Origin of the sequence: Brevibacillus nitrificans (assembly GCF_003710965.1) — a bacterium.
Classification (GTDB): Bacteria; Bacillota; Bacilli; order Brevibacillales; family Brevibacillaceae; genus Brevibacillus; species Brevibacillus centrosporus.
On record NZ_RHHU01000003.1, the window covers coordinates 135719 to 159021 of the forward strand.

Below are 23303 nucleotides of genomic sequence, written 5' to 3' on the forward strand. Positions count from 1 at the left end.
ACGGATATCTTGGCATTGGTTGGTGAAAGTGATGAAGTTTCCTCGTAAAGAAAAAGACCGGACACAAGAACTCATTGACACGATCGATGCCTGCAGTTTGACCGAGCTGGAAGGCATTCCGCTTTTTCCTGCATTAGAAGACAACGTAACCTTTCTCAAGCATTTGTTCTCGGATTGCTCTGATTTCGTCATCCGGGAATTCAAACAAAAAAACAGCGTGCACGCCATTGCTATATTCGTGGATGGTTTGATTGATACAAAAGAAGTAAACCAGGCATTGAAAGCTTTAATGATCCTCGAGGATGGCGATGACAGTATAGAGGTCATCGAGGAAGACTTGCTTCCTGTCTCACAAATCGCCAAGGTAGACGATTACAAGAAGCTGCTGCAGGCAGTTCTTAGCGGAGACACCGGCATATTGGTGGATGGAAACGCAGAGGCGCTTACGCTAGGAATTCGGGGTGCTGAAAAACGGTCCGTAAACGAACCGGAAGGCGAAGCTGTCATTCGTGGACCACGCGAAGGCTTCATCGAAAACATTCGTACCAATACATCGATGCTGAGGCGAAAACTCAAGACGCCACGGCTGAAAATGAAGTCCATTGTCGTTGGCCGAGAATCCAATACGAATATCGTTGTAGCTTTTTTAGAAGGGATCACGGATCCGCAGCTTGTGGAAGAGGTCTCCTCGCGTATTGCGAAGATTGACATCGATGCTGTCTTGGAAAGTGGATATATTGAGGAATTGATTCAGGACAGTATGTACTCGCCATTTCCGCAGGTCAAATACTCCGAGCGGCCGGACACGGTTGCCGGGGCCTTGCTGGAAGGGCGAGTGGCTATTTTCGTAGACGGGACCCCGATGGTACTGTTGGCACCTGCGACGTTCTGGATGATGCTGCAGGCGAACGAAGACTACTACGAGCGGTTTCAAATGGCAACGCTGGTTCGCTGGCTGAGGTACCTGTTTGTGTTCATCTCGCTGCTTACGCCAGGAGTTTATGTAGCGATCACTACCTTTCATCAGCAAATGATACCGACGACCTTGCTGCTCAGCATTGCGGCAGCTCGTGAAGCCATTCCCTTTCCAGCGATTGTGGAAGCCCTCTTGATGGAGATTGCCTTTGAAGCGCTGCGCGAAGCAGGTATTCGCTTGCCGAAGACCGTGGGTCAGGCTGTAAGCATTTTAGGCGCGCTTGTTGTGGGCCAAGCAGCCGTGCAGGCAGGAATCGTTTCCGCCCCGATGGTCATTGTCGTTTCCATCACAGGGATCGCTTCTTTTACGATCCCTCATTTCAATGCAGCCATCGCCTTGCGCATGCTCCGCTTTCCGATCATGCTCGCTGCTTCCATCCTCGGTATTTACGGTATTTTGGTGGTGCTGCTCATAATAATCGGGCATATGGCGAACCTGCGATCGTTTGGAGTACCGTATCTATCTCCTCTTGCTCCGTTGTCTGTCGGTGATCTAAAAGACGTTCTGATACGATCGCCGTGGGCCGAACTCCAGAAACGGCCGAGCTTTATGGGAATCCAAAACGCTCGCAGGATGGATGCTGGCTTTGCTGGTGGAATCGAGAGAGACAAAGGACAAGAGGGGGTTCAAGGAAACAAGCATTCAAACGAGGAGGGGAACTCGTGAAACGTATGGCGCTCGTTTTCGCAGTGATACTCTCCATGCTAACTGTTGCTGGCTGTTGGGATCGGCGGGAAGTGAACGATATCGCCCTCGTTATCGCAATGGCGATCGATAAAGAACCGAACGGCTTGTATCGGTTGTCAGTCCAGGTTCCTTTGGTCAGCAGTCTGGGAGGACCTTCAGGTGGCGGAGGTGGCACTAGCGGAGACAAATCCTACTACGTGGACTCGGCGGTGGGAGAGACGATCCGTGTCGCCAACAACAAGCTCCAGGCGAGAATGTCGAGGCATTTGTTCTACGCACACCATCGCGTTGTGATCATCGGTGAGCAATTGGCGAAAGAGGGCTTCAGCGAGCCGTTGGACATCATCTCCCGTTTTCCCGAAAATCGATTGACTGCCTATATCGTGATGACAAAGGGAAAGGCGATTAGCCTGCTGGAAGCCCAGCCGCAGTTCGAACGCTTTTCCGGTGAGGCGATTCGCGAAATGGTAAAGGCCGTCACCATTCCCGTGACAATCAAAGATATCTCGCAAATGCTGAATACACCAGGAGTCGATGCCTTTTTGCCGATCTTTGAGGCTATGGATTCCCAGCCAAAAGGGAAAACCAAAGAAATCGGAGCCACGGGAATCGGTATTTTCCGAGGGGATAAGCTCGTTGGAAAATACACCTTTCAAGAGGTTGGTGGCTTGCACTGGTTTCAGCGTAGCTTTGAAGCCTTTTCTACCCTGCTGGAACTGGGAAGTGAACAGCGCTTCAGCGTTTACTTCCAAAAAGGGAAGGCAAATATTGAGCCCTCCATCAAAAATGGCAGAATTCATTTTAAGATCAGGGTCTTTACAACGGTTGCCGTCGTAGAAAACATGAGTACCTATGACTTGTCAAAGCGAAAAGTGAACCTGATGATCGAGAAAAAGCTGGAAAAGGATATTACGGAAAGCATTCAAAAGATCATCAATAAAACGAAGGAGACACGCTCCGATACGATCGGATTGGGAATTATCTTGGCGAGGAACTACCCGAACGAATGGAAAAGCAAGTATCGGGATCATTGGAATGATGAGCTGCCGCATATCACCAGCTCAATCGAAAGTCATGTACAAGTCTCTAATGTAGGGCAGACCACCACCAATATCACGAAGGAAGATCCGTAATGAACCGACTCTTTCTGTTGTTTTACTGCACTATCTTTATCGGCAAGCTGATCAGTTTTCTATGGACTCGCAAGCGAATGCCCGGAAAACAGCAAGCAGTTCTGTTTACGTTGTACGGCCTAACCATTTTTCTATTCGTCATCTTGCAGTTTCAACAAACGCAGCTGCTTCCTGTAGGGCATTTGTTGAACATCCTGTCTCCGCACATCAAGATGTGGGTGGATCAACTGCTGTAGAGGAGGGACCCCAATGATTCATAAACAAGTGATAAATCATAGGCAAACAGCATGGCTGGTCGGGAATGTGCTTCTGACTGGCATGCTGATTTCTTTTTTTCACTCACTGGCTGGAGTGGCGAAGATGGATGCCTGGTTTTCGCAAATCATTCCTGTCGGATATGCGATACTGGTTGCCTTTGTCCTCGCTGAGATGACCCGGGCATATCCAGGGAAAAACATGTTCGAAATTGTGTTTATCATTTTTGGCAAGTGGTTTGGCGGGCTCGTAAACATCGTGATCCTGCTTTATATTTGGCTGGTCATCTGTCTCGATATAAAGGGGGCAAGCAAATTTTTTAATGCAACCCTGCTGCCGCAGACGCCGATCGAGATAACGCTGATCGTTCTTGTCTTGCTGATTATGTACTATGGCAAAACGAGCTTAGAGATTGCGGCGCGGGTCAATGAGATGTATTTCCCTGCTTTCTTTCTTTTATCGATGTGCATGTATGTGTTGCTGGGAAATGAGTACAGCTTAGAACGACTCGAACCGATTCTCAGCATCAGTATGGATCGTCTGCTTGTCAGCAATATACTACCGGTCGGCATCTACGGCGATATCTTTTTGTTTGGTGCCTTTTTGCATGCATCGACGCATCCTCGCTTGTTTTTCTCAGCCATGAAGCACGGCATACTCATTGTGGGCTTCACGGCCACGATGCTGTTGCTGATTTTGCTCGGGGTGATGGGGTACACGATTGCAAGCCGGCTGAATTTCCCCATGTTTATCCTCGTGCAGCAAATTCATGTGACTGATTTTTTGGACCGCGTCGAAATTGTGATGTTCAGTCTGTGGTTTCCGGCCTTTGCCATTAAGGTCGTCGTGGCGTATTTGGCCTTTCTGGTCGGAATCGGTTCTTTTGGGGGACAAACGCATTATCCGATCTATAACTTTCCGGCGGGCTGGATGATTGCGGTCACGTCCCTCCTATTTTTTCAAAGAATACCTGATCTCGATATGTTCCTGAGCTACAGCTTGCCTTTGGTCGTTTTGATCCTGCAGCTTCCCCTGATCACGATCTTTTACATAAAGTCGCGGATGAATCGGAAAATGAAGGAGCAGGTGAGTATACCGGAGGGAACGAAGCTGTACCGCTTCTTTCGCTACACGGTGTGGGTAGGAGCGATCGCCATGCTAGGCTGTGTCCTGACGATTTTGGCGGGGCAATTTTTCCTCGATAAGTCTGAGCTGGGGGGGATCGTCACGGGAATTAGCTTCACCGTGTTGTTTTTTATCGCTCTGCTGGCCAGCTACGCAGAGATGCAGGCGCTGAATCACGGCAAACAAAAGACGGCGAGAAAAAAAGCTTCGGGAGCTTTCAGGCAGTAGATTGTTAACGGGCATGGTGGAGATACAACCTGTCCCCGCGTGTTTTAAATCTATGGAGGGGGTCTGATCAGACTTCCTCTTTTTGCTGAGAAAGCGCCGTGGGAAAAGCACGCTGTAGTCCTTCTGGGCTGAAGTCGTGATCGGGTTTGTAGCGGAGTCAAGCGAACAAATCGTGGTTGCCTTTCGGGGGTACGCTGCGTATCCGGCTGATCTTTTAGCAGCGTATGGCATCCTCCGAATTCCCTTTCCGTTTGTTCGAGATGCGGGCAAAACATCTCGCGGGTTTACATGCCTGTATCAATCCACAAGGGATGAGCTAATCAGAAAAATAAATCATATCAATACGAAATGCCTTTTGTCATTCCAGCTCTATACAGGCATATGCAGCGAGGTACCATAGAGCTTGGTTTTGCCGAATCATCCATTTTGAGAAAACGTGCAATCAAGCAATGATGCATTCACAATCGCTTGAATCGTAGGGTGCCGCATGGTGAGCCCAGTAGTCCACTCCATAAACTGAACTTTCATGACGAGCTTTGGCTTGATCCATATCGCATCCTTTCCCCGTTCTGGTTGATTATGAAATGGTCTTTCGGTAGTTACGAGTGGTTTTATGGTTTCCGTCAAAGCTCGCCAATCTTGGTTCGTTAATTTTCCCCCTCCCGCATGGCCGATATAGATGAAGTTTCCTGATTCATCATAGAGCCCGAGAAGTACAGCATTTACGATGCCATCTCGAAGTGTTACGCCGCCTACGACTGCCAGAAGATCATGGAAGATCTTCTTTTTTTGCCAGCGCTTATCTTTCCCTTTCATAAGATAGGAACTGCTCAGATCTTTACATACGATGCCTTCCATCTGATGCTGCTTCATCACTTCATACAATCCATGAGCATCTTGAAAATTTTGGACAACCTGCACATTCGAAAGGGGCGTAATGATCTGCTCCAGGAGCTCTTGTCTTTCGCGCAGCGGCTTTTCTGTCACCCAGCTGCCGTTGAGAAAGAGGACGTCAAAGAACATATAGGTCACAGGTGTTTGATTCACGGCGAGGGGGATGCTTTGCTTCTTGCGTATACGGTCCCGTTTCATTATCTCGTGAAAAGAGGGCTTGTTGCTGTCAAAAGCAATGATTTCCCCGTCAAGGATGACCGATGTTGCATGACAATAGCGGGACAGATCCAGAAATTCCGGGTATTGCAGCGTGCGATCATTCAATTTGCGGTTGATGAGACGTACTTCGTTGCCGTCGAAATAAGTCAGCATTCGCACTCCGTCCCACTTAATTTGTGCAACCCAGTTGTCCCCAGTCGGAAGGGATTCGGTAAGGATTGGTTCAAAAGGAGTGATGGGTTCAATTTTCATGGGACCTCCGCATTTTGAGCTTGAAAGAAATCAAGCCGTGTTATTCATGCCTTCATTATCTCACCGGTGCAAAGCGCATAAACCTGTGATACACGCATACCCGGGTGCTAGCTCGTACATTTGCAGCATACCTTAGGGAGAGACGGCTTATCCGCAAGAAGGGGGAGCAAAGATGGTTGGGCATCTGCACCGTCTATTTGTCATCCTTGCACTGATTACGGCCCTGTTGTTCAATTTGACAGGGTTGCTTTCCTATAACCTTTTTCCCAAAACCGCTCAAGTACCGATGCTTCAGCTCGTGGTATCGAAGCTATCTGGCGATGTGCTTCTAGAAGGCATGGGGACCGTGATTCCGTATTTGACACATACCGTACAAGCGAGCAGCAAGCAGAAAAAGCCGCCGCTTACCGACCGATTGATTCAGTCCGTAACGGGTTTGATGCCGGGGGACCCTCTGAGCCTCTTTGGCAAGGAGCTGCCGGGAATACTTGCCTATGAACAGGCAGCACAAAGAAAGGAATGGAACGACCACGAGCTCGCAATGAGAATGGAATCAGCGGCTCCTGTGCAGAGCGTTGCGGCTTCTGACACCCCAGCTGTACCGAAGCAGCCTGAGCAATCGGCACCGACGGATCAAAAGGAGCAGGCAGCATCGACGAAAGAAACCAAGGAACAGGTAAGGGAGGTCCTCGTATATAACACGCACAACCGAGAGTCATGGCTAAACGTGACGAGTCCACTTCCTGGCACCCTTTCGGTAGACCATAAAACGAAAAACATTTCATTAGTAAGCAAGCGTTTGGCCGAGCTTCTGAATGATCGCGGAATCAAAGCAGAGTTTCTGGACAGAGACATTTATCAGGAGCTGCTTGATCAGAACAAAAGCTACCCGTACTCGTACGCGCAATCTTTGAAGGCCATTACGGCTGCAGCAGAAAAGAACCGGAAGCTGCATTACTTCTTCGATCTGCATCGCGACGACTCTCCGCGGGAAAGAACTACGGCAACGATCAAAGGAAAAACCTATGCGCGAATGATGATTGTGATCGGAAAAGGAAATCCGAACTACAAGGAAAATCTCAAGATAGCCAATGAGCTGACAGAGCTGCTAAACAAGAAGTATCCTGGCATTACACGGGGAGTAGACGACAAAGGGGAAAATGAAGGAAACGGAGAGTACAACCAGCATGTATCTTCTGGCAGCTTGTTGATCGAAGTGGGCGGTACGGGAAATACATTGGAAGAATGCTATCAGACGGTCGAGGCTTTTGCAGACGTATTTGCTGAATACTTCTGGCAGGCAGAGCGTGCCTAATCGAAAGAATATCCTGTGAGGTGCGAGAATCATGAAAAAGGGATGTTAGCATATGGGGAAATACGTAGAGGCATACAATTGGTTACTGATTACGATTTCATCCACACTGCTTTCGTTTGTATGGCTGAGCCTTGCTTGGACGCTATCCTTTTTTATCACAGGGATGGTGATGACGACGATGGCGCTGGTCAAAGCGTCTCTAAAAGAGTGAGGAAATGGTTTGAAAAGATTGGAATTTTACGAAACTTTTTAATTGATTAAGTATTGATTCTCGGGTTATACTAACAGTAATCCTTGGGCTATATCTGGCTGAATCACTCCCGTCTCTGTGGTACGTCCACCACACCTTTTGACGTCGGATCCGATTCTCTGATATAGCCCTCCTTATTGTCCAGTTGGCTGTATTCACAGATTTTTATTTGATCCATAAAGAGAATGATGTTTATAATTACTATAGAAATTATTTTATGGACATGCTTGCGATCATGTCCAGGGAAAGAAGGAATTGTCTTGCCGTTTCTTCGATTTAAAGGGTTCGAAAAGGAGTGGCTGCAAGGCGTGTCTCCTGAGATTGTCGAGGAGTTTGCCCGCATTGCAGAAATCGCGAAGGAAAAAGTAAAAATCGAGTTGCTTCAGGTGGAGCAAATTACGAACAGCCCGCTTTCGGTAGAAATTCTTATGTTTGAGCGGGAACAGAAAAAGCATGATGCGATCGCCAGAATGATCCATGACGTTCTCAAGCCCCATGGCTTTGAGAATACCCATATCTTTTTTATGCTGTTGTCTCCTTCTCTCTATTATAAAGAAGGAATGCCGCTGCAGACAAAATCTATTCGGTAGGAAAAAGAGGCGAAGAGTCCGATTTGGGGTCTCGCCTTTTTTGTTGGAAGATAATGTCGAATAATATTTAATTTCCGGTACTAAAGACCTAATTGAATGGCGTTTTTGTTGAGAAATTTGTCGAAATAAGTCTGTACACGTAGGTGTTTTCTCCTATACAATATTTGCAAATAGATAAGGGATCTCGGCAGCAGCAGGCTTGTATGGATTTGTCAGTAGTACAACACATACGACAGCGAGTAGTATGGGGAAGGTAAGTTCGGAAATGATCGGATAACGGTTTCGAAGAGGGGAAAAAAATGATAGAACGAACCGGGAAAATAAGGAGAAGGCTCTTGCTCTGGCTCGTATGGACGATGAGTTTGTCGGTGATCCTGGCAGGATGTACGTCAGACGCACAAACGATTGGCTATAACGCTCCAAAAGCCAGAGTTGCACAAAAGGCGATTCGATTCACTGGTGAAGAGAGTAAAGCCATCCCTTATGTGTATACAACCGGGAGAGATCTCTCGCTGACTTTCAATGGCATGGCGGATCGTGCAACGATGAAGCGGCTTCTGGATGAATTGGACAAGTATCATCTGAAGGCTACCTTCTTTTTGCCAGGGATGAGAGTGGCGGAAGAACCCGAGCTGGCGAGAGAGATCGCTTCACGTGGCCATGAAATCGAAAACAACACGTTAAATCAGCTGGATCTGACCAAGCTGCCCTATGAGCAGATCGATTCTGAAATCAAGCTTGGCAAAGAGGTTATTCAAAAAAAGCTGGGGATCACAACGCGTTATGTCCGTACCAAATCGGGAGAGTTTACGGATGACATCCGATTGGCAGCCTCGGAAAACGGGCAAAGTGCCGTGATCTCATCCAGTCTTTTCCTGCACAACTGGCAATCCGAATCGGAGTCGCAAAAAATTCATTACCTACGCAAGTACATCAACCGCGGTGGGATTATTGCGATGGATACGGAAGAAAATAAGCAGCTTCTGGAAAATATTGCTCTCCTCGCTCGATTGGCGGAAGATGTCGGCTACCAGTTCGTTCCGCTGCAGAAGCTGATCGAGAGTGGAGGCGAGCGTAAACCGCTGCAAGAGATTGCTGGCTTTGATGCAGCGAAAGTGAACACGGACTATCGTCACGCCACATACAGAGTATTTACCAAGCAAGAGACGAATAAAAAGCAAGTGGCGCTGTCCTTTGACGATTGGGGAACGGATCAGACGATAACAAAAATCCTGGACATTCTGGACAAGTATCATGTGCAGGCGACTTTTTTCCTGCGGGCGGACGGAGTAGAGAAAAACCCCAATTTGGCTAGGGCCATCGCGGAAGCCGGACATGATGTAGCGAATCACAGCTATTCGCATCCGGTTGTTACAAAAGTTTCCCCTGAGCAGCTGCAGCAAGAAATCGTAAAAGCTCATCAAATTATTACGGAAGCTATTCAAGAGAAGCCCACGATGTATTTTCGGCCCCCAACCGGTGTGTTTGACGAAAATACACTGCGGGTGATCGGTGCGACGGGATATCATACCGTGACCGATTTTGACGTTGATCCTTCCGATTATTTGAAGACCAAGACGCCAGATGAGATCGTCCAAGCGATTTTGGAGCAAACGCAAAACGGAAGTGTCATATTGCTGCATTTGTTAGATGACATTCACACGATCGAAGCTCTGCCCATCGTGATCGAAAAGCTGAGAAGCAGAGGCTACACCTTCGTGAAAATGAGCGAAATGTTTGGTCCATAATCGAACAGGCAAGAAAGAAGGGTTCGGGATGAAGCTGTATGAAGCAATTGTAGACCGCCAAGAGAAAATTGCGGTATTGGGTCTCGGGTACGTGGGATTGCCGGTGGCAGTAGCACTGGCGCAAAAAGTGGATGTCATCGGCTTTGATGTGAATCAGCAGAAGATCCAAGCTTTAGAGCAGGGAATCTGTACCGATGGGAGCATAGAGGAAGAGCGGCTGCGTGCGAGTACGATTGACTTTACGCATGACGAGACGAAGCTTGCACGTGCACGGTTTTTCATTGTCGCTGTTCCTACCCCCATCAAAAGCGGCAACATCCCCGATCTGTACTACGTGCAGGAAGCGACTCGTACCGTGGCAAGACAAATGCCGAAGGGGTCTGTCGTCGTTTTTGAATCGACAGTCTATCCAGGTGTGACGGAAGAGGTATGTATCCCCATTCTGGAGAGCATCTCCGGTATGAAATGCGGAAGCGACTTCAAAGTAGGCTATTCCCCGGAACGAATCAATCCGGGCGATCAGGTGCATCGCTTCGAAAACATCATGAAAATCGTTTCCGGAATCGATGAAGAGACGACAGATACGGTAGCAAAAGTGTACAGTCTCGCAGTAGAAGCAGGAGTGTATCGTGCGGAGACCATTAAAGTGGCGGAAGCGGCCAAGGTCATTGAAAATGCCCAGCGGGATATCAATATCGCCTTTATGAATGAGCTCGCGATGCTGTTTCATCAGATGGGAATCAACACCAAGGCAGTCTTGGAAGCAGCTGGCACGAAGTGGAACTTCCTCAAGTTCACACCTGGGCTGGTTGGCGGTCATTGCATCGGTATCGATCCCTATTACTTGACCTACAAGGCAGAGGACAGCGGGTATCGCTCGAAAATCATCCTCGCCGGCAGGCATATCAACGACGGGATGGGTAAATACATTGCGGAGCAGATCATCAAGACGGTCGTCCGTTTGAAGCTGGACTTTGAAAATGTGAAGATCGGCATTTTGGGACTGGCATATAAGGAAAACTGCGCGGACATTCGCAACACGAAAGTGACCGACATCATTGATGAGCTGCAGGAATACGGGATGGCAACGCTTGTCGTCGATCCGTTAGTCGATCCAATGCTCGCTTACAAAGAATATGGGATTGAGCTGTCTGCTCTGGATGCCCTTTGCGATATGGATGTCGTGGTAGTAGCTGTGCCGCACACGATATTCGAAAACCTGCAAATCGAGGATTACGCACGAATCTTTGGAAGCAAGAAGAAAAAAGTGATGATTGATGTCAAAGGCATCTATTCCAGAGACGCTTTCGAGAACAGAGGGTATCATTACTGGAGCTTGTAAGAGGGATTGGAGAGGGCGACAGTGATAGGGAAGAAGAAAAAGAAGAAGGTGGAAGAGGTTTTAACGGTTTCACGTTCGGACCGAAGACTTCTATCCAATGTTCCTGATCCGGAAAAAATTCGAAGTATATCGGACCGAAGAGGAGTCAAAGAAAGCACGGCAGCCAGTGTGAATGAAGCAGATCCCGAATACTTGGACAAGCTGCGTCTTCTCAGCTTGCGATACGTGGCAAACTTTCCTGTGTTGGTCTACACGCGCCGCAGTCAAAAAAAGGATGCGATCAAAGGCAAAGCCATCGATATTTCTTCCACGGGGATACTCGTGGAATTCGGTCCCGCTTCAGAGGAGCGGCTTCGCGTGGGGCAAGTGGTGAGTATTCACTGCAACATTCCTCCTGGCACGATGCCGGAAGGATTTGAATCATCCGTACAGCTGGATGGAAAAGTCGTCCGCGCGTTTTTCGACGAAGAAGACGGTCAAGTAAAGTGGCTGGTGGCTTTTGAGTTTGCCAAGCCGCTTACCGAATACTTTCAAAAAAAGCGCTGGGGCTATGCCATTTATACCTCGAGTGCGATGCTGCTGGTAGCGTCACTCTTTATCATGCTGATGAGAGCAGAGAGCATTATTTATTTTAAGTACAATATTTTGCTGTATTTGTATAGCTTGATTGCTGCGGCTTTTTTGCTGACGCGCTATTTTTTCGGCGCCTTATATCGGGATGTCCCTGTTAATCACGACTTTACGCCAGGCGTATCCATTATCATTCCATGTTTTAATGAAGAGCAATGGATTCATCGTACAATATTAAGCTGTGTAAACCAGAACTATCCCATCGACAAATTGGAAGTGATCGTAGTCGATGACCGTTCCACGGATCGATCCGTTGAGCAGATCGAAAAGGTCATTTCGCTGATCCACAGTGAGGCAGAGCGCTTTATGACCAAAGAACGTGTGCGCATGTTTGTGCTCCCAGAAAATGGCGGGAAGCGGGTCGCCCTCGTCAAAGGAGTGGAAATGGCGAAGCATGACTTAGTCGTATTCGTCGATTCAGATAGTTTCTTGGAGCCAACTGCCATTCGTCATCTGGTACAGCCTTTTCAGGATCCGAAAATGGGAGGGGTCGCTGGCCGTACAGACGTGGAGAACAAATTCACGAATGCCGTCACCAAGCTGCAAACGGTGCGTTACTACATAGCCTTTCGCATTATGAAGGCAGCAGAGGCGTGGTTTGACAGTGTAACCTGCTTGTCTGGTCCCCTTTCGTGCTATCGAAAGGATTTGGTGATGCAGCATTCCGAGGCATGGCTTACACAAAAGTTTCTCGGGCAGCCAGCGACTTTCGGGGATGACCGCAGTATGACCAACTTTATTTTGAAAACCCATCGGACCTCGTACCAGGATGCAGCGATTTGCTCGACGATTGTTCCTTCTGACATGGGCGTGTTTTTAAAGCAGCAAATGCGTTGGAAGCGATCCTGGCTGCGGGAATCCCTGCGCGCGAGCATGTTTATTTGGAAGAAGGAGCCCTTTATGGCCTTGTTCTTCTACATTGGTCTGATCGTGCCGATTGCCGCACCGGTCATTGTCTTGTACAACCTCGTCTATGTGCCGATCGTACATCGCGTATTTCCCGGCACGTTTCTCATGGGGCTGTTCCTCATGGCTTTGCTGATGAGTCTGGCGCACCTGCTGTATCGTCGAAGCAAGCTATGGGTATTCGGATTGGTCTTTTGCATCTTCTATGAATTTGTATTGCTGTGGCAGATGCCAGTCGCATGGGTGACCTTTTGGAAGTCGACCTGGGGGACGCGGGAGACACCACAAGATATCGAGGCACGGCAAAGAAAAGAAGCGCGCAAACAAAGAAAGAAAAAGGGAATGGGATTGCCCTTTTAGCCGTCGCACGGTTAGATTCAAGGAATGAGGGTGCCAGAGAAGATGAGAAGAAAACGGGAATCCGCCCTTGACTATCACCAGAAAAATCGCAGAAAGGTGAAACGTACGATTGTCCAATTCGTGATTTTGCTGGCCGTGGGCATTTTGCTTTATCAGGCCGTGTTTGATACAAAAAGCTATACGGAAGCAGACCATCGCACCTGGCAGAATGACAAAGGCTTTATCGCCATTTCCTATTTCGGTGTCGGTCGATCTGGAACGCCAAAGCTCATTGCCAAAGACCATCTGGATGAACAGCTGCAGGCGCTGCGAAACCAAGGATACGTGACGATATCCCAGCAGGATATCCTTGATTTTTACAACGAGAAAAAGCCGCTTCCCGAAAAGGCTTTGTTCCTGTCCTTTGAAGATGGGCGCAACGACTCGCATCTGTTTGCACAGCCACTTTTGGAGAAGTACAATTACAAAGCGACAGCCCTGTCATATGCCAACAAGATGGGCAACAGCGACAACAAGTTTCTGCAACCCAAGGACTTGCTGAACATGCAGGAAAGCGGCTTCTGGGAGCTGGGTACGAATGGCTATCGCCTGACCTATATCAATATTTTTGATCGACAAGGTAACTTCATAGGTGTCCGAGATGAAAACGAATTGCCGACCAAAAATCATGTGGAGTACTACAACCACTATCTCATGGACTTCATTCGTGACAGCAATATGATTCCGATTGAGGATCGTTCGATGATGGAGGCCCGGATCACACAGGATTACGATCAAATGAGGGAGATTTATACGGATACATTGGGATTTGTCCCGGAAGTGTATATGATCATGCACGCCAATACCCTGTATGGTGGGATGAACCGGCTTGTTTCCGATGTCAATGATGCCAATATTCGCAAGACCTTTGCGATGCACTTCAACCGGGAAGGGACCGCGTACAATTCCAACAAGGACAGCCTTTACGATCTGACAAGGCTCCAGCCTGATCCGTACTGGTACACGAACCACCTTCTGATGAAAATCCAAAGGGATACCCAGCAGAAAATGAAGTTCGTTCATGGTGACGAGCAATTGGCACAGCAGTGGCGATTGGAGAGCGGCGCGGAGGAATTCAAGGGAAACAAGATTGTGCTGACTTCCCCCCCAGCGGAAGAAGGACGACTGTTCTTGGATAATTCTTCTGGCAGCCAGGATTTGCGCATTTCTGCGAAGCTGGAAGGGAATGTCGTCGGGAAGCAGTCGATCTACCTTCGTGATGACCGAGAAAAAGGCTCGTTTGTTCGTGTGACATTGCATGATAATACATTGATCGTCGAGCAGAAAAAAGCGGGTCAGGAGCCTGTAGAGCTTTTTTCCACGAAGCTGAGTGAAGTGCTGTGGCAGCCAGAGGATTTGGCGTACGACAAAGCGACGGTCTATACAAAATCGCAAACGGAAGCGGGGGCTCCTGAAGAAGACGAAGGATATCCCGTCAACATTCAAAACACACGACAGATGGATATCGTGATCCAAGGGGACAAGCTGAGCGTTTCGGTGGACAATGCGGTCAAAGTCAATCAACTAGCGATAGACAGCGCGATTGCCAGCGGGGGAGTAGCATTGGGGTCCGCGTACAGTGAAAAGAACAAGCAAGACGATATTTACGATGGGGTCTTTACAGATGTGAAGATTTCCTCGATACAAAATGGCGCAAGTGACCAAGAGCAAATTTTGTTCCGCAATTCTTACACAGGGATGGAAAAAGCGGTTAACAGATTGAAAGACGCCTTTACCACCACAGTGGACTGGGTGATGGAAACGTTCTAATCGGGTGGAGAAGGGGGCGCAGGCAAGTTGAGAAGATTGGCTAGAAAGAAGCTTTGGATCGTTCGCTTCCTTTATATGAGCCTATTCACAGCGGTTGTGACTGGCTGTGGGATCGGTGGCGTATCCGATGCAGAGAAATCGGTGTCTGCGGCAGAGGTGCCATTGAAGAAAAGTGCCTGGGTTGTGGATTGGCAGTGGAAGGCTGGTGCGGATGATCTGCAGGGCATGACAAATGGACTGACGAATGTACAAATGTTTGCTGCTTACTTTGATGAGGCGGACAACCTGTTTTTCACGGAATCCTTTCAAAAAGGACTGCCAAAAGTCCAAGAGATCTCGCGAAGAAGCAGTCTCGTGCATGTCGATTTGACGATCGTCAATGACCAGAAGCGCAAGGATGGTACCGATATTCAAAAGGACCCAGCGCTTGTCACAAGGCTGATGGCGACCGAGGAAAGTCGGGGCAAGCACATCGACCAGATCATGAAAGCCGTGGAAGAGTATCAGTTTCATGGGGTAGAAATCGACTACGAGCGCATCGAGGAAAAGGATTGGGGAAATCTGCTAGCGTTTTTCAAGGAGCTTTATCAGCGGCTGCAGGAGCAGGATAAAACGCTGCGGATCGTACTGGAACCACGGACGCCGATTGAAACTCTTTCGCTGCCAGAGGGGCCGGTCTATGTTATGATGGCCTACAATCTGCACGGCTTGCAAAGCGATCCTGGACCAAAGGCAGACCGCTCCTTTATTACGGAGCTTACGACTCGGATGAAGGTGGTTCCGGGCGAAAAAGTGATTGCCTTGTCAGCGGGTGGCTTTGACTGGGCTGAAAATGGAGAGGCTGCTGCTGTCACGGAAAAGCAGGCTGCCGAGCTCGCGAAATCCAGTCTGGAAATGCCGCGAAGAGATAACGCCAGCGGCAGTATCCACTTCCAGTATGTCGACCAGAACAAACAAAAGCATACGGTCTGGTACGCGGATGAAACCACTCTCCAGACATGGGCAGAGATCGTATCCGGTGAAGGCTATCGCAGCATCGCGTTGTGGCGGCTAGGTGAGCTGGGAAGCAAAAGCGTTCGGTTTATGAACGAGTGATGGACAAAGCAAGGTAACGATAAGACCGAAGAGAGCTGCTCTTCGGTCTTTTTGCTGTCTTTTTTATTCCCTATTAATAGTAGAGACTCTCCGTCAAAAGACACTTCACGCAGGTGCGGGACAGTGGTGTCTCCTGAAACTGGTGGGCACAATTTTTTTGCAAAGCAAGGAGCTTACGCTGGTACTCACGGGTGAGCTCCTGCAAACGCTGGATTTCATCGCGGAGCTGGATAGCCTGATCCATAGAAACGTACCTCCTTTTTGGGTGCTAGGTGTACAGCCGATTTCCTTGGGAGCGAAACTGCTCGGCTTTTTCCTTCATCCCGATTTCCAGTGCGTTTTCCTCCTTCAGTTGCTTTTCTTGCGCATAGGCCCGGATGTCCTGCGTAATTTTCATGCTGCAAAATTTGGGACCGCACATTGAGCAAAAATGAGCAGATTTCGCCCCCTCAAAGGGAAGCGTCTCATCATGGTACTCCCTGGCACGCTCAGGGTCGAGAGAGAGGTTGAACTGATCGACCCAGCGAAATTCAAAGCGGGCCTTGGACAAGGCGTCATCTCGCTCTTTGGCTCGCGGATGTCCCTTCGCCAGATCAGCAGCGTGGGCGGCGATTTTGTACGCGATCAGCCCGTTTCGCACGTCCTCCTTGTTTGGCAGCCCCAGATGTTCTTTCGGGGTGACGTAGCACAGCATGGCTGTACCAAACCAACCGATCATGGCAGCGCCGATAGCTGATGTGATGTGGTCATAGCCAGGTGCTATATCTGTCGTCAAAGGCCCTAATGTGTAGAAGGGAGCTTCGTGGCATAGCGTCAGCTGCTTTTCCATGTTCTCCTTGATTTGATGCATAGGGACGTGGCCGGGGCCTTCAATCATCACTTGAACATCGTATTTCCATGCGATTCGAGTCAGCTCTCCTAAGGTTTCCAGCTCTGCAAACTGCGCCTCGTCATTCGCGTCGGCGATGGAGCCTGGGCGCAGCCCGTCTCCTAAGGACACAGCGATATCGTATGCCTGCAAGATCTCGCAAATTTCTTCAAAGTGCGTATAGAGGAAATTCTCTTCATGGTGAGCGAGGCACCAGGCAGCGAGGATGGAGCCCCCTCGAGAAACGATGCCGGTTACACGCTTGGCAGTAAGAGGGATATAGCGCAGCAGCGCCCCGGCGTGGATCGTAAAGTAGTCCACCCCTTGCTCGGCCTGTTCGATCAAGGTATCCCGATAGATCTCCCAGGTAAGATCCTCCGCCTTTCCCTTTACCTTCTCCAGTGCCTGATAGATCGGAACCGTGCCGACTGGCACCGGGCAGTTGCGGATGATCCATTCACGGGTCGTATGAATGTGAGAGCCGGTTGACAGATCCATGATCGTATCAGCACCCCAGCGAACTGCCCAAATCATTTTTTCCACTTCCTCTCCGATGGAAGAAGTGACTGCGGAGGTGCCGATGTTTGCATTCACCTTCACATGAAAGCTGCGGCCGATGATCATGGGTTCACTTTCAGGGTGATTGATGTTGACGGGAAGAATGGCACGACCGTGGGCAATCTCTTCTCGGACAAACTCGGGATCGACTCCTTCACGAAGGGCCACGAACTCCATTTCGGGTGTTACAATCCCTTCCTTCGCGTATCGAAGCTGTGTGACGACACGGCCCGGACGAGCACGCAGGGGCAGCTGTTTCTCCCGGGGGGAGCTGTCGTGATTGTAGCTGTCGTCCAATAGCGGCAGAGGACGTCCCTGATAAGCTTCCGTATCCTGGCGGGATTGAACCCAAGCGGCACGGATCGGCGGGAGTCCTTTTTGGATGTCCGGAATATAATCATCAGCTGTGTAAGGACCACTGGTGTCATAGACAGGGATGGGCGGATTGGGAGTTTCTGTGTGGATCCCTTTTGTGGGATGCTGGGAAATCTCCCTCATGGGAACGAGAATGTCAGGGGTGCTGCCTTGCAAATACATTTTGCGGCTTCCAGGAAAAGCGGATACGGGGGAGATGGAGAAGGGGGATTTGCTGGTTCTGGACATAATAAAACCTCCTTGTCATGGTTGCAAACAGCGCGAACCCGGGAGGCGGAAAGAATCCCTGCGCCACGAAAAAGCGCCGCATGAGTGCATGCGACGCCAGACGCGAGAGAAGAAAAGATACGGGTATCCTAAAGATACACGATATCTGATCGTGTCGTTTATGACAATTCCTCCGCTGGCATTACCCAGTTCAGGTTCAACGGTCGATGGCACAATAGCCATCCTCTCAGCCTGGTAACTCCCAAGCTCCCGTGCTGTTATTCATTTTGGTTTTTGGTTGCAAGGACAGCATACCTGTTTTTGGATGCTTGCGCAAGTGTGAACAGGGAAAAAAAGATTGCGGCTGCGCAACACATTTTCCCCCTCCCTATAGTCGTGACTCGGACTAAAACTGTTTCTGTAGACCCACACGAAGTGCGTCTGATACGATGAAGTTCGGAAAAAGCTAGCAAGTGTACTTGTTCTTCTTATTCCTATCCGATGTAGTCGACAACAGAGATTTTAGAGGTGATGGCGTGTGGATGTGTATTCGAATATTAAACAAGGGGAACGCGGGGCGTGGGTCAGTATTTTTGCCTATATTTTTTGCTCCGTTTTAAAGATAGCGATTGCGGTCATGGCTAGCTCCGAAGCTTTGATGGCTGACGGGTTGAACAACTCAACCGATGTCGTGGCATCCATTGCGGTACTGATTGGCTTGAAAATTGCCCGCAAACCACCTGACCAGGATCATCCCTATGGCCATTTCCGGGCAGAGACGATTTCCGCACTTGTCGCATCATTTATTATGCTATTCGTTGGGATCCAGGTGGTTACGGACGCGGTTCCCACCTTCCTCGACCCGAATCACTCCGCTCCTAGCATGCTGGCGGGCTGGACAGCTCTTTTCACAGCGGTCATTATGTTTGGTGTTTATCGTTACAACCGGTCATTGGCTGAGAGAACGAACAGCCAGGCGCTGATGGCGGCCGCCGCCGATAATCGCTCGGACGCGTTGGTCAGCATTGGGACATTCGTCGGTGTAGCAGGTGCCCAATTTCATCTGAACTGGCTGGATCCTTTGGCGGCGTTTGTTGTTGGGCTGATCATCCTGAAAACGGCTTGGGACATCTTCCGGGACTGTACACACCGGTTGACGGACGGCTTCGATCAGGATCTGCTGGAACAACTGCGCGAGACAATCTCCGGGATTACCGGGGTTGAAGACGTCGGGGACATTAAGGCCCGTTACTTGGGAAGCAGTGTGCTTGTCGATGTCGTGATCCACGTCGATCCGGACTTGAATGTCGTAGAGAGCCATTCCATTACGGAGAAGATCGAGGAGCGTATGAAAAAGGTCCACAAGATCAATACCGTTCACATCCACATTGAGCCGATCGTGCAGCAAAAGCTCGTACAGAGATAGCCAAAAAACCTGTCCGTAGGAGGACAGGTTTTTTTGTGCAGATGGCAGTCATACCGTCGTTTTTTTCCGACGCAACGTCTTCGTAGTCGAACCAGGGGCTGGGCTTTCTCCGGCTGCCTGTTTGATTGGTGTGGCGGCTTCCCTGGTGTTCGTCGCTGTTCGTTTCCGCCCGGTTTTTTGCTGCGCTTTTTCCGGTGTGGGCTCAGCCTCCAGTTTAATGGGGCCTCCTCCATTGCTGGCGGTAACCTCGAGGCTTTCCTTTAGAGCCTGCATCAAGTCGATGACATTCGTGCGAGGAACGGCCGGTGAGGTCGCGATTTCCTGTCCCTCGAGCTTTTTCTCGATCATCGCTTGCAGCTCGGATCGATATTCATCGGTGTACTTGCTCGGATCAAAGGGAACGCTCATGTTGTTAATCAGCTCAGTTGCCATTTTTAATTCATTCTCAGCTAGAGCGATACCCGTATCGGGAAGGGCAGGGACTTGATGGACAGGTCGCACCTCATCGGGGTAATATATCGTCTCCAGCATGATGCAATGCTCGTACAGCCGGATGACCGCCAGGCTTTGACGGTTGCGCATGGTGACTTGCGCGATGGCGATCTTGCCCGTTTGCTCCATCGCTGCACGGAGTAGGGCGTAAGCTTTGTCACCCGTCTCTTGCGGGGACAGGAAGTAGCTTTTATCAAAGTAAATGGGGTCGATCTCCGTTAAGTCGACGAAATCGAGAATTTCAATGGCACGGCGTGTTTCGGGCGTGATGGCTTCCAGGTCAGCGTCATCGATAATGACAAAGTGACCCTTCTCGTATTCATAGCCCCGAACAATCTCGCTCGGTTCGATTTCCCGTTCGCAGTGGGGACACATCTTGGCGTATTTGATGGGGGTGTTGCAATCCTTATGCAGCTGCCGAAAGCGAATGTCACGCTCTTCGGTTGCCGTGAACATGCGGACAGGTATGTTTACCAAGCCAAAGCTGATGGATCCTTTCCAAACGGTATGCATAGCATTCCTCCAGTCTGCGCCATAAGAATAGTATTTGCTAACGTGCAGCAGTGAGCAGAGGGAAATGCAGTCATTCGCGCATACGAAAAGCCAGCGGAGAGCAGCTGGCTTATGCCAATTACGGGACTATTGTCCATGCTTGATAATATCCGATTGATCAGCAGCGGATTGCATTTGCCTCGCTTGTTCCACGCCTGCCCCAGTACGATCTGCAATGGATTGGGCCTCGGATGCTTTCAGCTTTTGCTTGGATGGTTGCTTTTCTGCCAAGATAGCTCACTCCCTTACGCGGAAAGGTTCGTTGGATGGCGGTACATCCTAAGGAGTATTTTGTCCGAAAGCAAAAAAAATACCCCATCACCACGAGGCGACGAGGCAGCTGTTCAACTCCTCCCGCATGGGGAGAGATGGCACGGAATGCTCCTATCAGACACGCCGTGCGCCAAAGTGAACCGCCTTTCAATTATGGGAGAGGAGAAACCGGAGGAAGAGCTTATGGGGAAACGTAAGTCTTCTCCGCGGTTGTCAGCGACAACGTTGCGTCGCTATCCATAAGCTTTTCCCAAATGTTTGCAGGGTATACATCCAAGTAAGCATAAATTTACCACTTGCAATTTTACGCGTTCTTTGAGTTGTGTTAGTATGAAATCATTCTTGAGAAAAGCACAAGTAATCTACATCATTCATGGACTGACAGGTGAAAAAAATGCGCGTCATCGCAGGTGAACACAAAGGACGTAGGCTCGCGGCAGTTCCCGGAAAAGGGACCCGCCCTACAACGGACAAAGTAAAAGAATCCATTTTTAACATGATTGGCCCTTATTTCGATGGAGGCTGGGCATTGGACCTTTACGCAGGAACGGGCGGACTTGGGATTGAGGCATTGAGCAGGGGCATGGAGCGTGCCGTTTTTGTGGAGAGGGATTCCAAAGCCTTTGCTGTTGTGAAACAGAACCTCGCAACGTGCAGGCTGGAAGGACAAGCCGAGCTGTATCGTATCGATGCAGATAGAGCCATCCGTACGCTGGCAGCACGCAAGAAAGCGTTCGATTTGGTGTTTCTTGATCCTCCGTACGCTCACCAGAAAATCGCAGAGGAAATTCGCTTGTTTCAAGAGCTTGGACTTTTGGCTGACGGAGCCTGGATTGTTGCTGAGCATGACATCGGAGTCGAGCTTCCGGAAGAGATTGGCGCATGTGTTTTGGATCGTGCCTCTACCTATGGAGAGACGGCAGTCACCTTGTATTATTACGAGGGTGATCGCAGTGAAACCGATGATCCCGTAGAGGAAGCAACGAAGTTTGAGGAAGGATGATGGACTATGAACATTGCCGTTTGTTCCGGAAGTTTTGATCCTGTTACCTATGGGCATCTCGATATAATTACACGTGGGGCAAAGGTTTTTGACAAGGTGATTGTGGCGGTACTGATCAACGCAAAGAAAAAGTCCCTGTTCAGTGTGGAGGAACGGGTGGATCTATTGCGCCAAGTGACGGCAGAGATGGACAATGTCGAAGTGGACTCGTTCGACGGGCTGTTGATCGATTACATGAAAAAGCGCAACGCCCAGGTGATTATCCGGGGATTGCGCGCTGTCTCTGATTTTGAATACGAAATGCAGGTCGCTTCCATGAATAAAAAGCTGAACGAAAATGTGGAGACGTTTTTCATGATGACCAGCCATCAATATTCGTATCTGAGCTCCAGTATTGTAAAAGAGGTAGCGAGCTATAAGGCCAGCGTGAAAGACTTGGTTCCTCCGCTTGTCGAGCAGGCTTTGCTGGCCAAGATGAACGGCTAAGGCTTACCGGGCTCGACCGCTTCGCAGCTGGCGAACCAACCCGCTGACAAAGAGCAAGAAAGCGCCGACTCCTAAAGCGAGCAGGCCAGAGTGCCAGAATGTCTCCCACCAGCTAAATACCGGGATCCCGGATGAAGTGGGAAGAAAGACGGGAAGGCTCTTATCCGCAAACCAAGCGCTGGTGCTGAGTGGCTCCCAGACGATAAAGGTCAGGATAGCAGCCAGCAGGGCATGGAGCGAGCGTGCAAGCAAATAAGGAGCAACTCGAATATCCGTTTCGCTTAAAATGCTGGCTACCTGCGCATGTACACTCAGGCCGCCCCAGGACAGAACAGCGCTTGCGATGGCTGCCTTCCAGACCATGGAGACGCCTTCGGGGACGACGCTGGCTGCCTGGGCGCCCAATGTCACCTCGAACAATCCGGCTACGATTGCATGAGAGAAGGCAGGGGGAAAGCCGAATGGCCCGAGGAAGACAGAGAGTAGTGTGCTGATCACTTGTGTCAGGTGAATGGCTGAAAAAAGCTGGATCAAAACCGAAAAGACAATGATGAAACCGCCGATCATAAACAGCGTGTTCAACGCAGATTGGACGGCGTCACCCATCAGCTTTCCGAATGGACGCGCATCTCGTACGCGTGCCCGATGCATGGCTTGCAGGGCGCGAAGAGGGAGAGGCAGATTGGTCTTTTCCAATGGCTTGCTGACTGTGGCAAAGGGTGCGTGAAAGCGGTAGAACAGTCCCATGATAAGTGCCGACACGTAATGGGTGAAGGCGAGAATCAGCCCCATTTGCTCACTGTGAAAGAACCCGATGGCTACAGCACCCATGACGAAGAGGGGGTCGCCAGTGGTGGTAAAGGATACGAGTCTCTCTCCTTCCGCTTGGGTCAAGCTCCCTTGCTGACGTAAACGAGTGGTTAGTTTGGCCGCGACGGGATAGCCAGAGGAGAACCCCATGGCAAGCACGAATCCACCAGTGCCGGGTACGTTAAACAGTGGGCGCATCAAAGGCTCCAGCAAGACCCCGACAAAATGTACGACACCGAGACCCATTAAAATCTCCGAGAGGACAATGAATGGCAGGGTAGAGGGGAAGACCACTTCCCACCATATCTTCAAGCCGCGGACAGCAGCCTCAAAAGAGATTTGCGAATAGGCAACCAGCGTGAGCACGAGGGCAATCGTCGATAGGGCGAACAACAGGGTGAGAATCGGAGAGTGGCGTGACATGGATTCCTCCTGAGCC

General features: G+C 49.7%; 21 protein-coding genes and 1 riboswitch. Of the genes, 15 read left to right on the forward strand and 6 right to left on the reverse strand.

Annotated features, from left to right (window positions below):
* Nucleotides 1–31: 31 nt before the first annotated feature.
* Genes EDM59_RS02565 through EDM59_RS02580 form a run of 4 tightly spaced genes read left to right on the forward strand, consistent with a single transcriptional unit; the run spans nucleotide 32 to nucleotide 4404 of the window.
* A complete protein-coding gene (locus EDM59_RS02565; RefSeq protein WP_122922211.1) occupies nucleotides 32–1642 on the forward strand; it encodes a spore germination protein in 1611 nt (536 codons plus the stop codon).
* Between the two features lie 5 nt (nucleotides 1643–1647).
* Entirely contained in the window at nucleotides 1648–2796 is a 1149-nt protein-coding gene (locus tag EDM59_RS02570; protein ID WP_122923351.1) for a Ger(x)C family spore germination protein, read from the forward strand.
* Nucleotides 2796–3032 carry a hypothetical protein gene (locus EDM59_RS02575; protein WP_122922212.1) on the forward strand — a complete coding sequence of 79 codons (237 nt, stop codon included), beginning with the start codon at nucleotides 2796–2798 and terminating at the stop codon, nucleotides 3030–3032. The genes EDM59_RS02570 and EDM59_RS02575 overlap by 1 nt, the downstream gene beginning before the upstream one ends.
* Before the next feature lie 13 nt (nucleotides 3033–3045).
* Nucleotides 3046–4404, forward strand: a complete 1359-nt coding sequence (locus tag EDM59_RS02580) for a GerAB/ArcD/ProY family transporter (RefSeq protein WP_122922213.1) — start codon at nucleotides 3046–3048, stop codon at nucleotides 4402–4404.
* 417 nt (nucleotides 4405–4821) lie between these two features.
* On the opposite strand, the gene EDM59_RS02590 is transcribed toward EDM59_RS02580, so the two are convergent.
* Entirely contained in the window at nucleotides 4822–5769 is a 948-nt protein-coding gene (locus EDM59_RS02590; RefSeq protein ID WP_122922214.1) for an ATP-dependent DNA ligase, read from the reverse strand.
* Between the two features lie 172 nt (nucleotides 5770–5941).
* On the opposite strand from EDM59_RS02590, the gene spoIIP reads away from it, so the two are divergent.
* The 8 genes from spoIIP (at nucleotide 5942) to EDM59_RS02625 (ending at nucleotide 15814) form a co-directional block, all read left to right on the forward strand.
* A complete protein-coding gene (gene spoIIP, locus EDM59_RS02595; protein ID WP_122922215.1) occupies nucleotides 5942–7084 on the forward strand; it encodes a stage II sporulation protein P in 1143 nt (380 codons plus the stop codon).
* Between the two features lie 52 nt (nucleotides 7085–7136).
* Nucleotides 7137–7295, forward strand: coding sequence for a hypothetical protein (locus EDM59_RS30905; RefSeq protein WP_183192781.1), 159 nt, complete (start codon nucleotides 7137–7139; stop codon nucleotides 7293–7295).
* 299 nt (nucleotides 7296–7594) lie between these two features.
* A complete protein-coding gene (locus tag EDM59_RS02600; RefSeq protein ID WP_122922216.1) occupies nucleotides 7595–7924 on the forward strand; it encodes a DUF1904 family protein in 330 nt (109 codons plus the stop codon).
* Nucleotides 7925–8223: 299 nt separating this feature from the next.
* Nucleotides 8224–9672, forward strand: a complete 1449-nt coding sequence (locus tag EDM59_RS02605; protein WP_122922217.1) for a polysaccharide deacetylase family protein — start codon at nucleotides 8224–8226, stop codon at nucleotides 9670–9672.
* 28 nt (nucleotides 9673–9700) lie between these two features.
* Complete coding sequence (locus EDM59_RS02610; protein ID WP_122922218.1) at nucleotides 9701–11014, forward strand: nucleotide sugar dehydrogenase; 1314 nt, start codon at nucleotides 9701–9703, stop codon at nucleotides 11012–11014.
* Nucleotides 11015–11035: 21 nt separating this feature from the next.
* Nucleotides 11036–12910: a glycosyltransferase family 2 protein gene (locus EDM59_RS02615; RefSeq protein ID WP_183192782.1), complete on the forward strand. Its 1875-nt coding sequence runs from the start codon at nucleotides 11036–11038 to the stop codon at nucleotides 12908–12910.
* 42 nt (nucleotides 12911–12952) lie between these two features.
* A complete protein-coding gene (locus EDM59_RS02620) occupies nucleotides 12953–14719 on the forward strand; it encodes a polysaccharide deacetylase family protein (RefSeq protein WP_122922220.1) in 1767 nt (588 codons plus the stop codon).
* Between the two features lie 27 nt (nucleotides 14720–14746).
* On the forward strand, nucleotides 14747–15814 hold the full coding sequence (locus tag EDM59_RS02625) for a glycosyl hydrolase family 18 protein (protein ID WP_122922221.1): 1068 nt from the start codon (nucleotides 14747–14749) through the stop codon (nucleotides 15812–15814).
* 73 nt (nucleotides 15815–15887) lie between these two features.
* On the opposite strand, the gene EDM59_RS30910 is transcribed toward EDM59_RS02625, so the two are convergent.
* Nucleotides 15888–16058, reverse strand: coding sequence for a hypothetical protein (locus EDM59_RS30910; protein ID WP_183192783.1), 171 nt, complete (start codon nucleotides 16056–16058; stop codon nucleotides 15888–15890).
* Nucleotides 16059–16082: 24 nt separating this feature from the next.
* Complete coding sequence (gene thiC / locus EDM59_RS02630; protein WP_122922222.1) at nucleotides 16083–17843, reverse strand: phosphomethylpyrimidine synthase ThiC; 1761 nt, start codon at nucleotides 17841–17843, stop codon at nucleotides 16083–16085.
* A gap of 151 nt (nucleotides 17844–17994) precedes the next feature.
* A riboswitch (TPP riboswitch) is annotated at nucleotides 17995–18106 on the reverse strand.
* Between the two features lie 254 nt (nucleotides 18107–18360).
* Here thiC and EDM59_RS02635 point away from each other — a divergent pair.
* Nucleotides 18361–19248, forward strand: a complete 888-nt coding sequence (locus EDM59_RS02635) for a cation diffusion facilitator family transporter (protein WP_122922223.1) — start codon at nucleotides 18361–18363, stop codon at nucleotides 19246–19248.
* 48 nt (nucleotides 19249–19296) lie between these two features.
* On the opposite strand, the gene ku is transcribed toward EDM59_RS02635, so the two are convergent.
* Together ku and EDM59_RS30915 are read right to left on the reverse strand one after the other, a co-directional pair.
* A complete protein-coding gene (ku, locus tag EDM59_RS02640; RefSeq protein ID WP_122922224.1) occupies nucleotides 19297–20253 on the reverse strand; it encodes a non-homologous end joining protein Ku in 957 nt (318 codons plus the stop codon).
* A gap of 126 nt (nucleotides 20254–20379) precedes the next feature.
* A complete protein-coding gene (locus EDM59_RS30915) occupies nucleotides 20380–20523 on the reverse strand; it encodes a hypothetical protein (RefSeq protein ID WP_183192784.1) in 144 nt (47 codons plus the stop codon).
* 436 nt (nucleotides 20524–20959) lie between these two features.
* Here EDM59_RS30915 and rsmD point away from each other — a divergent pair, with 436 nt between their 5' ends.
* Nucleotides 20960–21568, forward strand: a complete 609-nt coding sequence (gene rsmD, locus EDM59_RS02645) for a 16S rRNA (guanine(966)-N(2))-methyltransferase RsmD (RefSeq protein WP_122922225.1) — start codon at nucleotides 20960–20962, stop codon at nucleotides 21566–21568.
* Between the two features lie 6 nt (nucleotides 21569–21574).
* Nucleotides 21575–22054, forward strand: coding sequence for a pantetheine-phosphate adenylyltransferase (gene coaD, locus EDM59_RS02650; RefSeq protein WP_122922226.1), 480 nt, complete (start codon nucleotides 21575–21577; stop codon nucleotides 22052–22054).
* Between the two features lie 3 nt (nucleotides 22055–22057).
* Here coaD and ylbJ read toward each other — a convergent pair whose 3' ends face one another.
* Nucleotides 22058–23287: a sporulation integral membrane protein YlbJ gene (gene ylbJ / locus EDM59_RS02655; RefSeq protein WP_122922227.1), complete on the reverse strand. Its 1230-nt coding sequence runs from the start codon at nucleotides 23285–23287 to the stop codon at nucleotides 22058–22060.
* Nucleotides 23288–23303: the final 16 nt, after the last annotated feature.

Coding starts and splice junctions, on each gene's coding strand:
- EDM59_RS02610 (WP_122922218.1), top strand. CDS start 9,701: ATGAAGCTGTATGAAGCAATTGTAGACCGCCAAGAGAAAATTGCGGTA.
- EDM59_RS30910 (WP_183192783.1), bottom strand. CDS start 16,058: ATGGATCAGGCTATCCAGCTCCGCGATGAAATCCAGCGTTTGCAGGAG.
- ku (WP_122922224.1), bottom strand. CDS start 20,253: ATGCATACCGTTTGGAAAGGATCCATCAGCTTTGGCTTGGTAAACATA.
- ylbJ (WP_122922227.1), bottom strand. CDS start 23,287: ATGTCACGCCACTCTCCGATTCTCACCCTGTTGTTCGCCCTATCGACG.
- EDM59_RS30905 (WP_183192781.1), top strand. CDS start 7,137: ATGGGGAAATACGTAGAGGCATACAATTGGTTACTGATTACGATTTCA.
- EDM59_RS02565 (WP_122922211.1), top strand. CDS start 32: ATGAAGTTTCCTCGTAAAGAAAAAGACCGGACACAAGAACTCATTGAC.
- EDM59_RS02580 (WP_122922213.1), top strand. CDS start 3,046: ATGATTCATAAACAAGTGATAAATCATAGGCAAACAGCATGGCTGGTC.
- EDM59_RS02590 (WP_122922214.1), bottom strand. CDS start 5,769: ATGAAAATTGAACCCATCACTCCTTTTGAACCAATCCTTACCGAATCC.
- spoIIP (WP_122922215.1), top strand. CDS start 5,942: ATGGTTGGGCATCTGCACCGTCTATTTGTCATCCTTGCACTGATTACG.
- EDM59_RS02620 (WP_122922220.1), top strand. CDS start 12,953: ATGAGAAGAAAACGGGAATCCGCCCTTGACTATCACCAGAAAAATCGC.
- EDM59_RS02570 (WP_122923351.1), top strand. CDS start 1,648: ATGGCGCTCGTTTTCGCAGTGATACTCTCCATGCTAACTGTTGCTGGC.
- rsmD (WP_122922225.1), top strand. CDS start 20,960: ATGCGCGTCATCGCAGGTGAACACAAAGGACGTAGGCTCGCGGCAGTT.
- EDM59_RS02575 (WP_122922212.1), top strand. CDS start 2,796: ATGAACCGACTCTTTCTGTTGTTTTACTGCACTATCTTTATCGGCAAG.
- thiC (WP_122922222.1), bottom strand. CDS start 17,843: ATGTCCAGAACCAGCAAATCCCCCTTCTCCATCTCCCCCGTATCCGCT.
- coaD (WP_122922226.1), top strand. CDS start 21,575: ATGAACATTGCCGTTTGTTCCGGAAGTTTTGATCCTGTTACCTATGGG.
- EDM59_RS02605 (WP_122922217.1), top strand. CDS start 8,224: ATGATAGAACGAACCGGGAAAATAAGGAGAAGGCTCTTGCTCTGGCTC.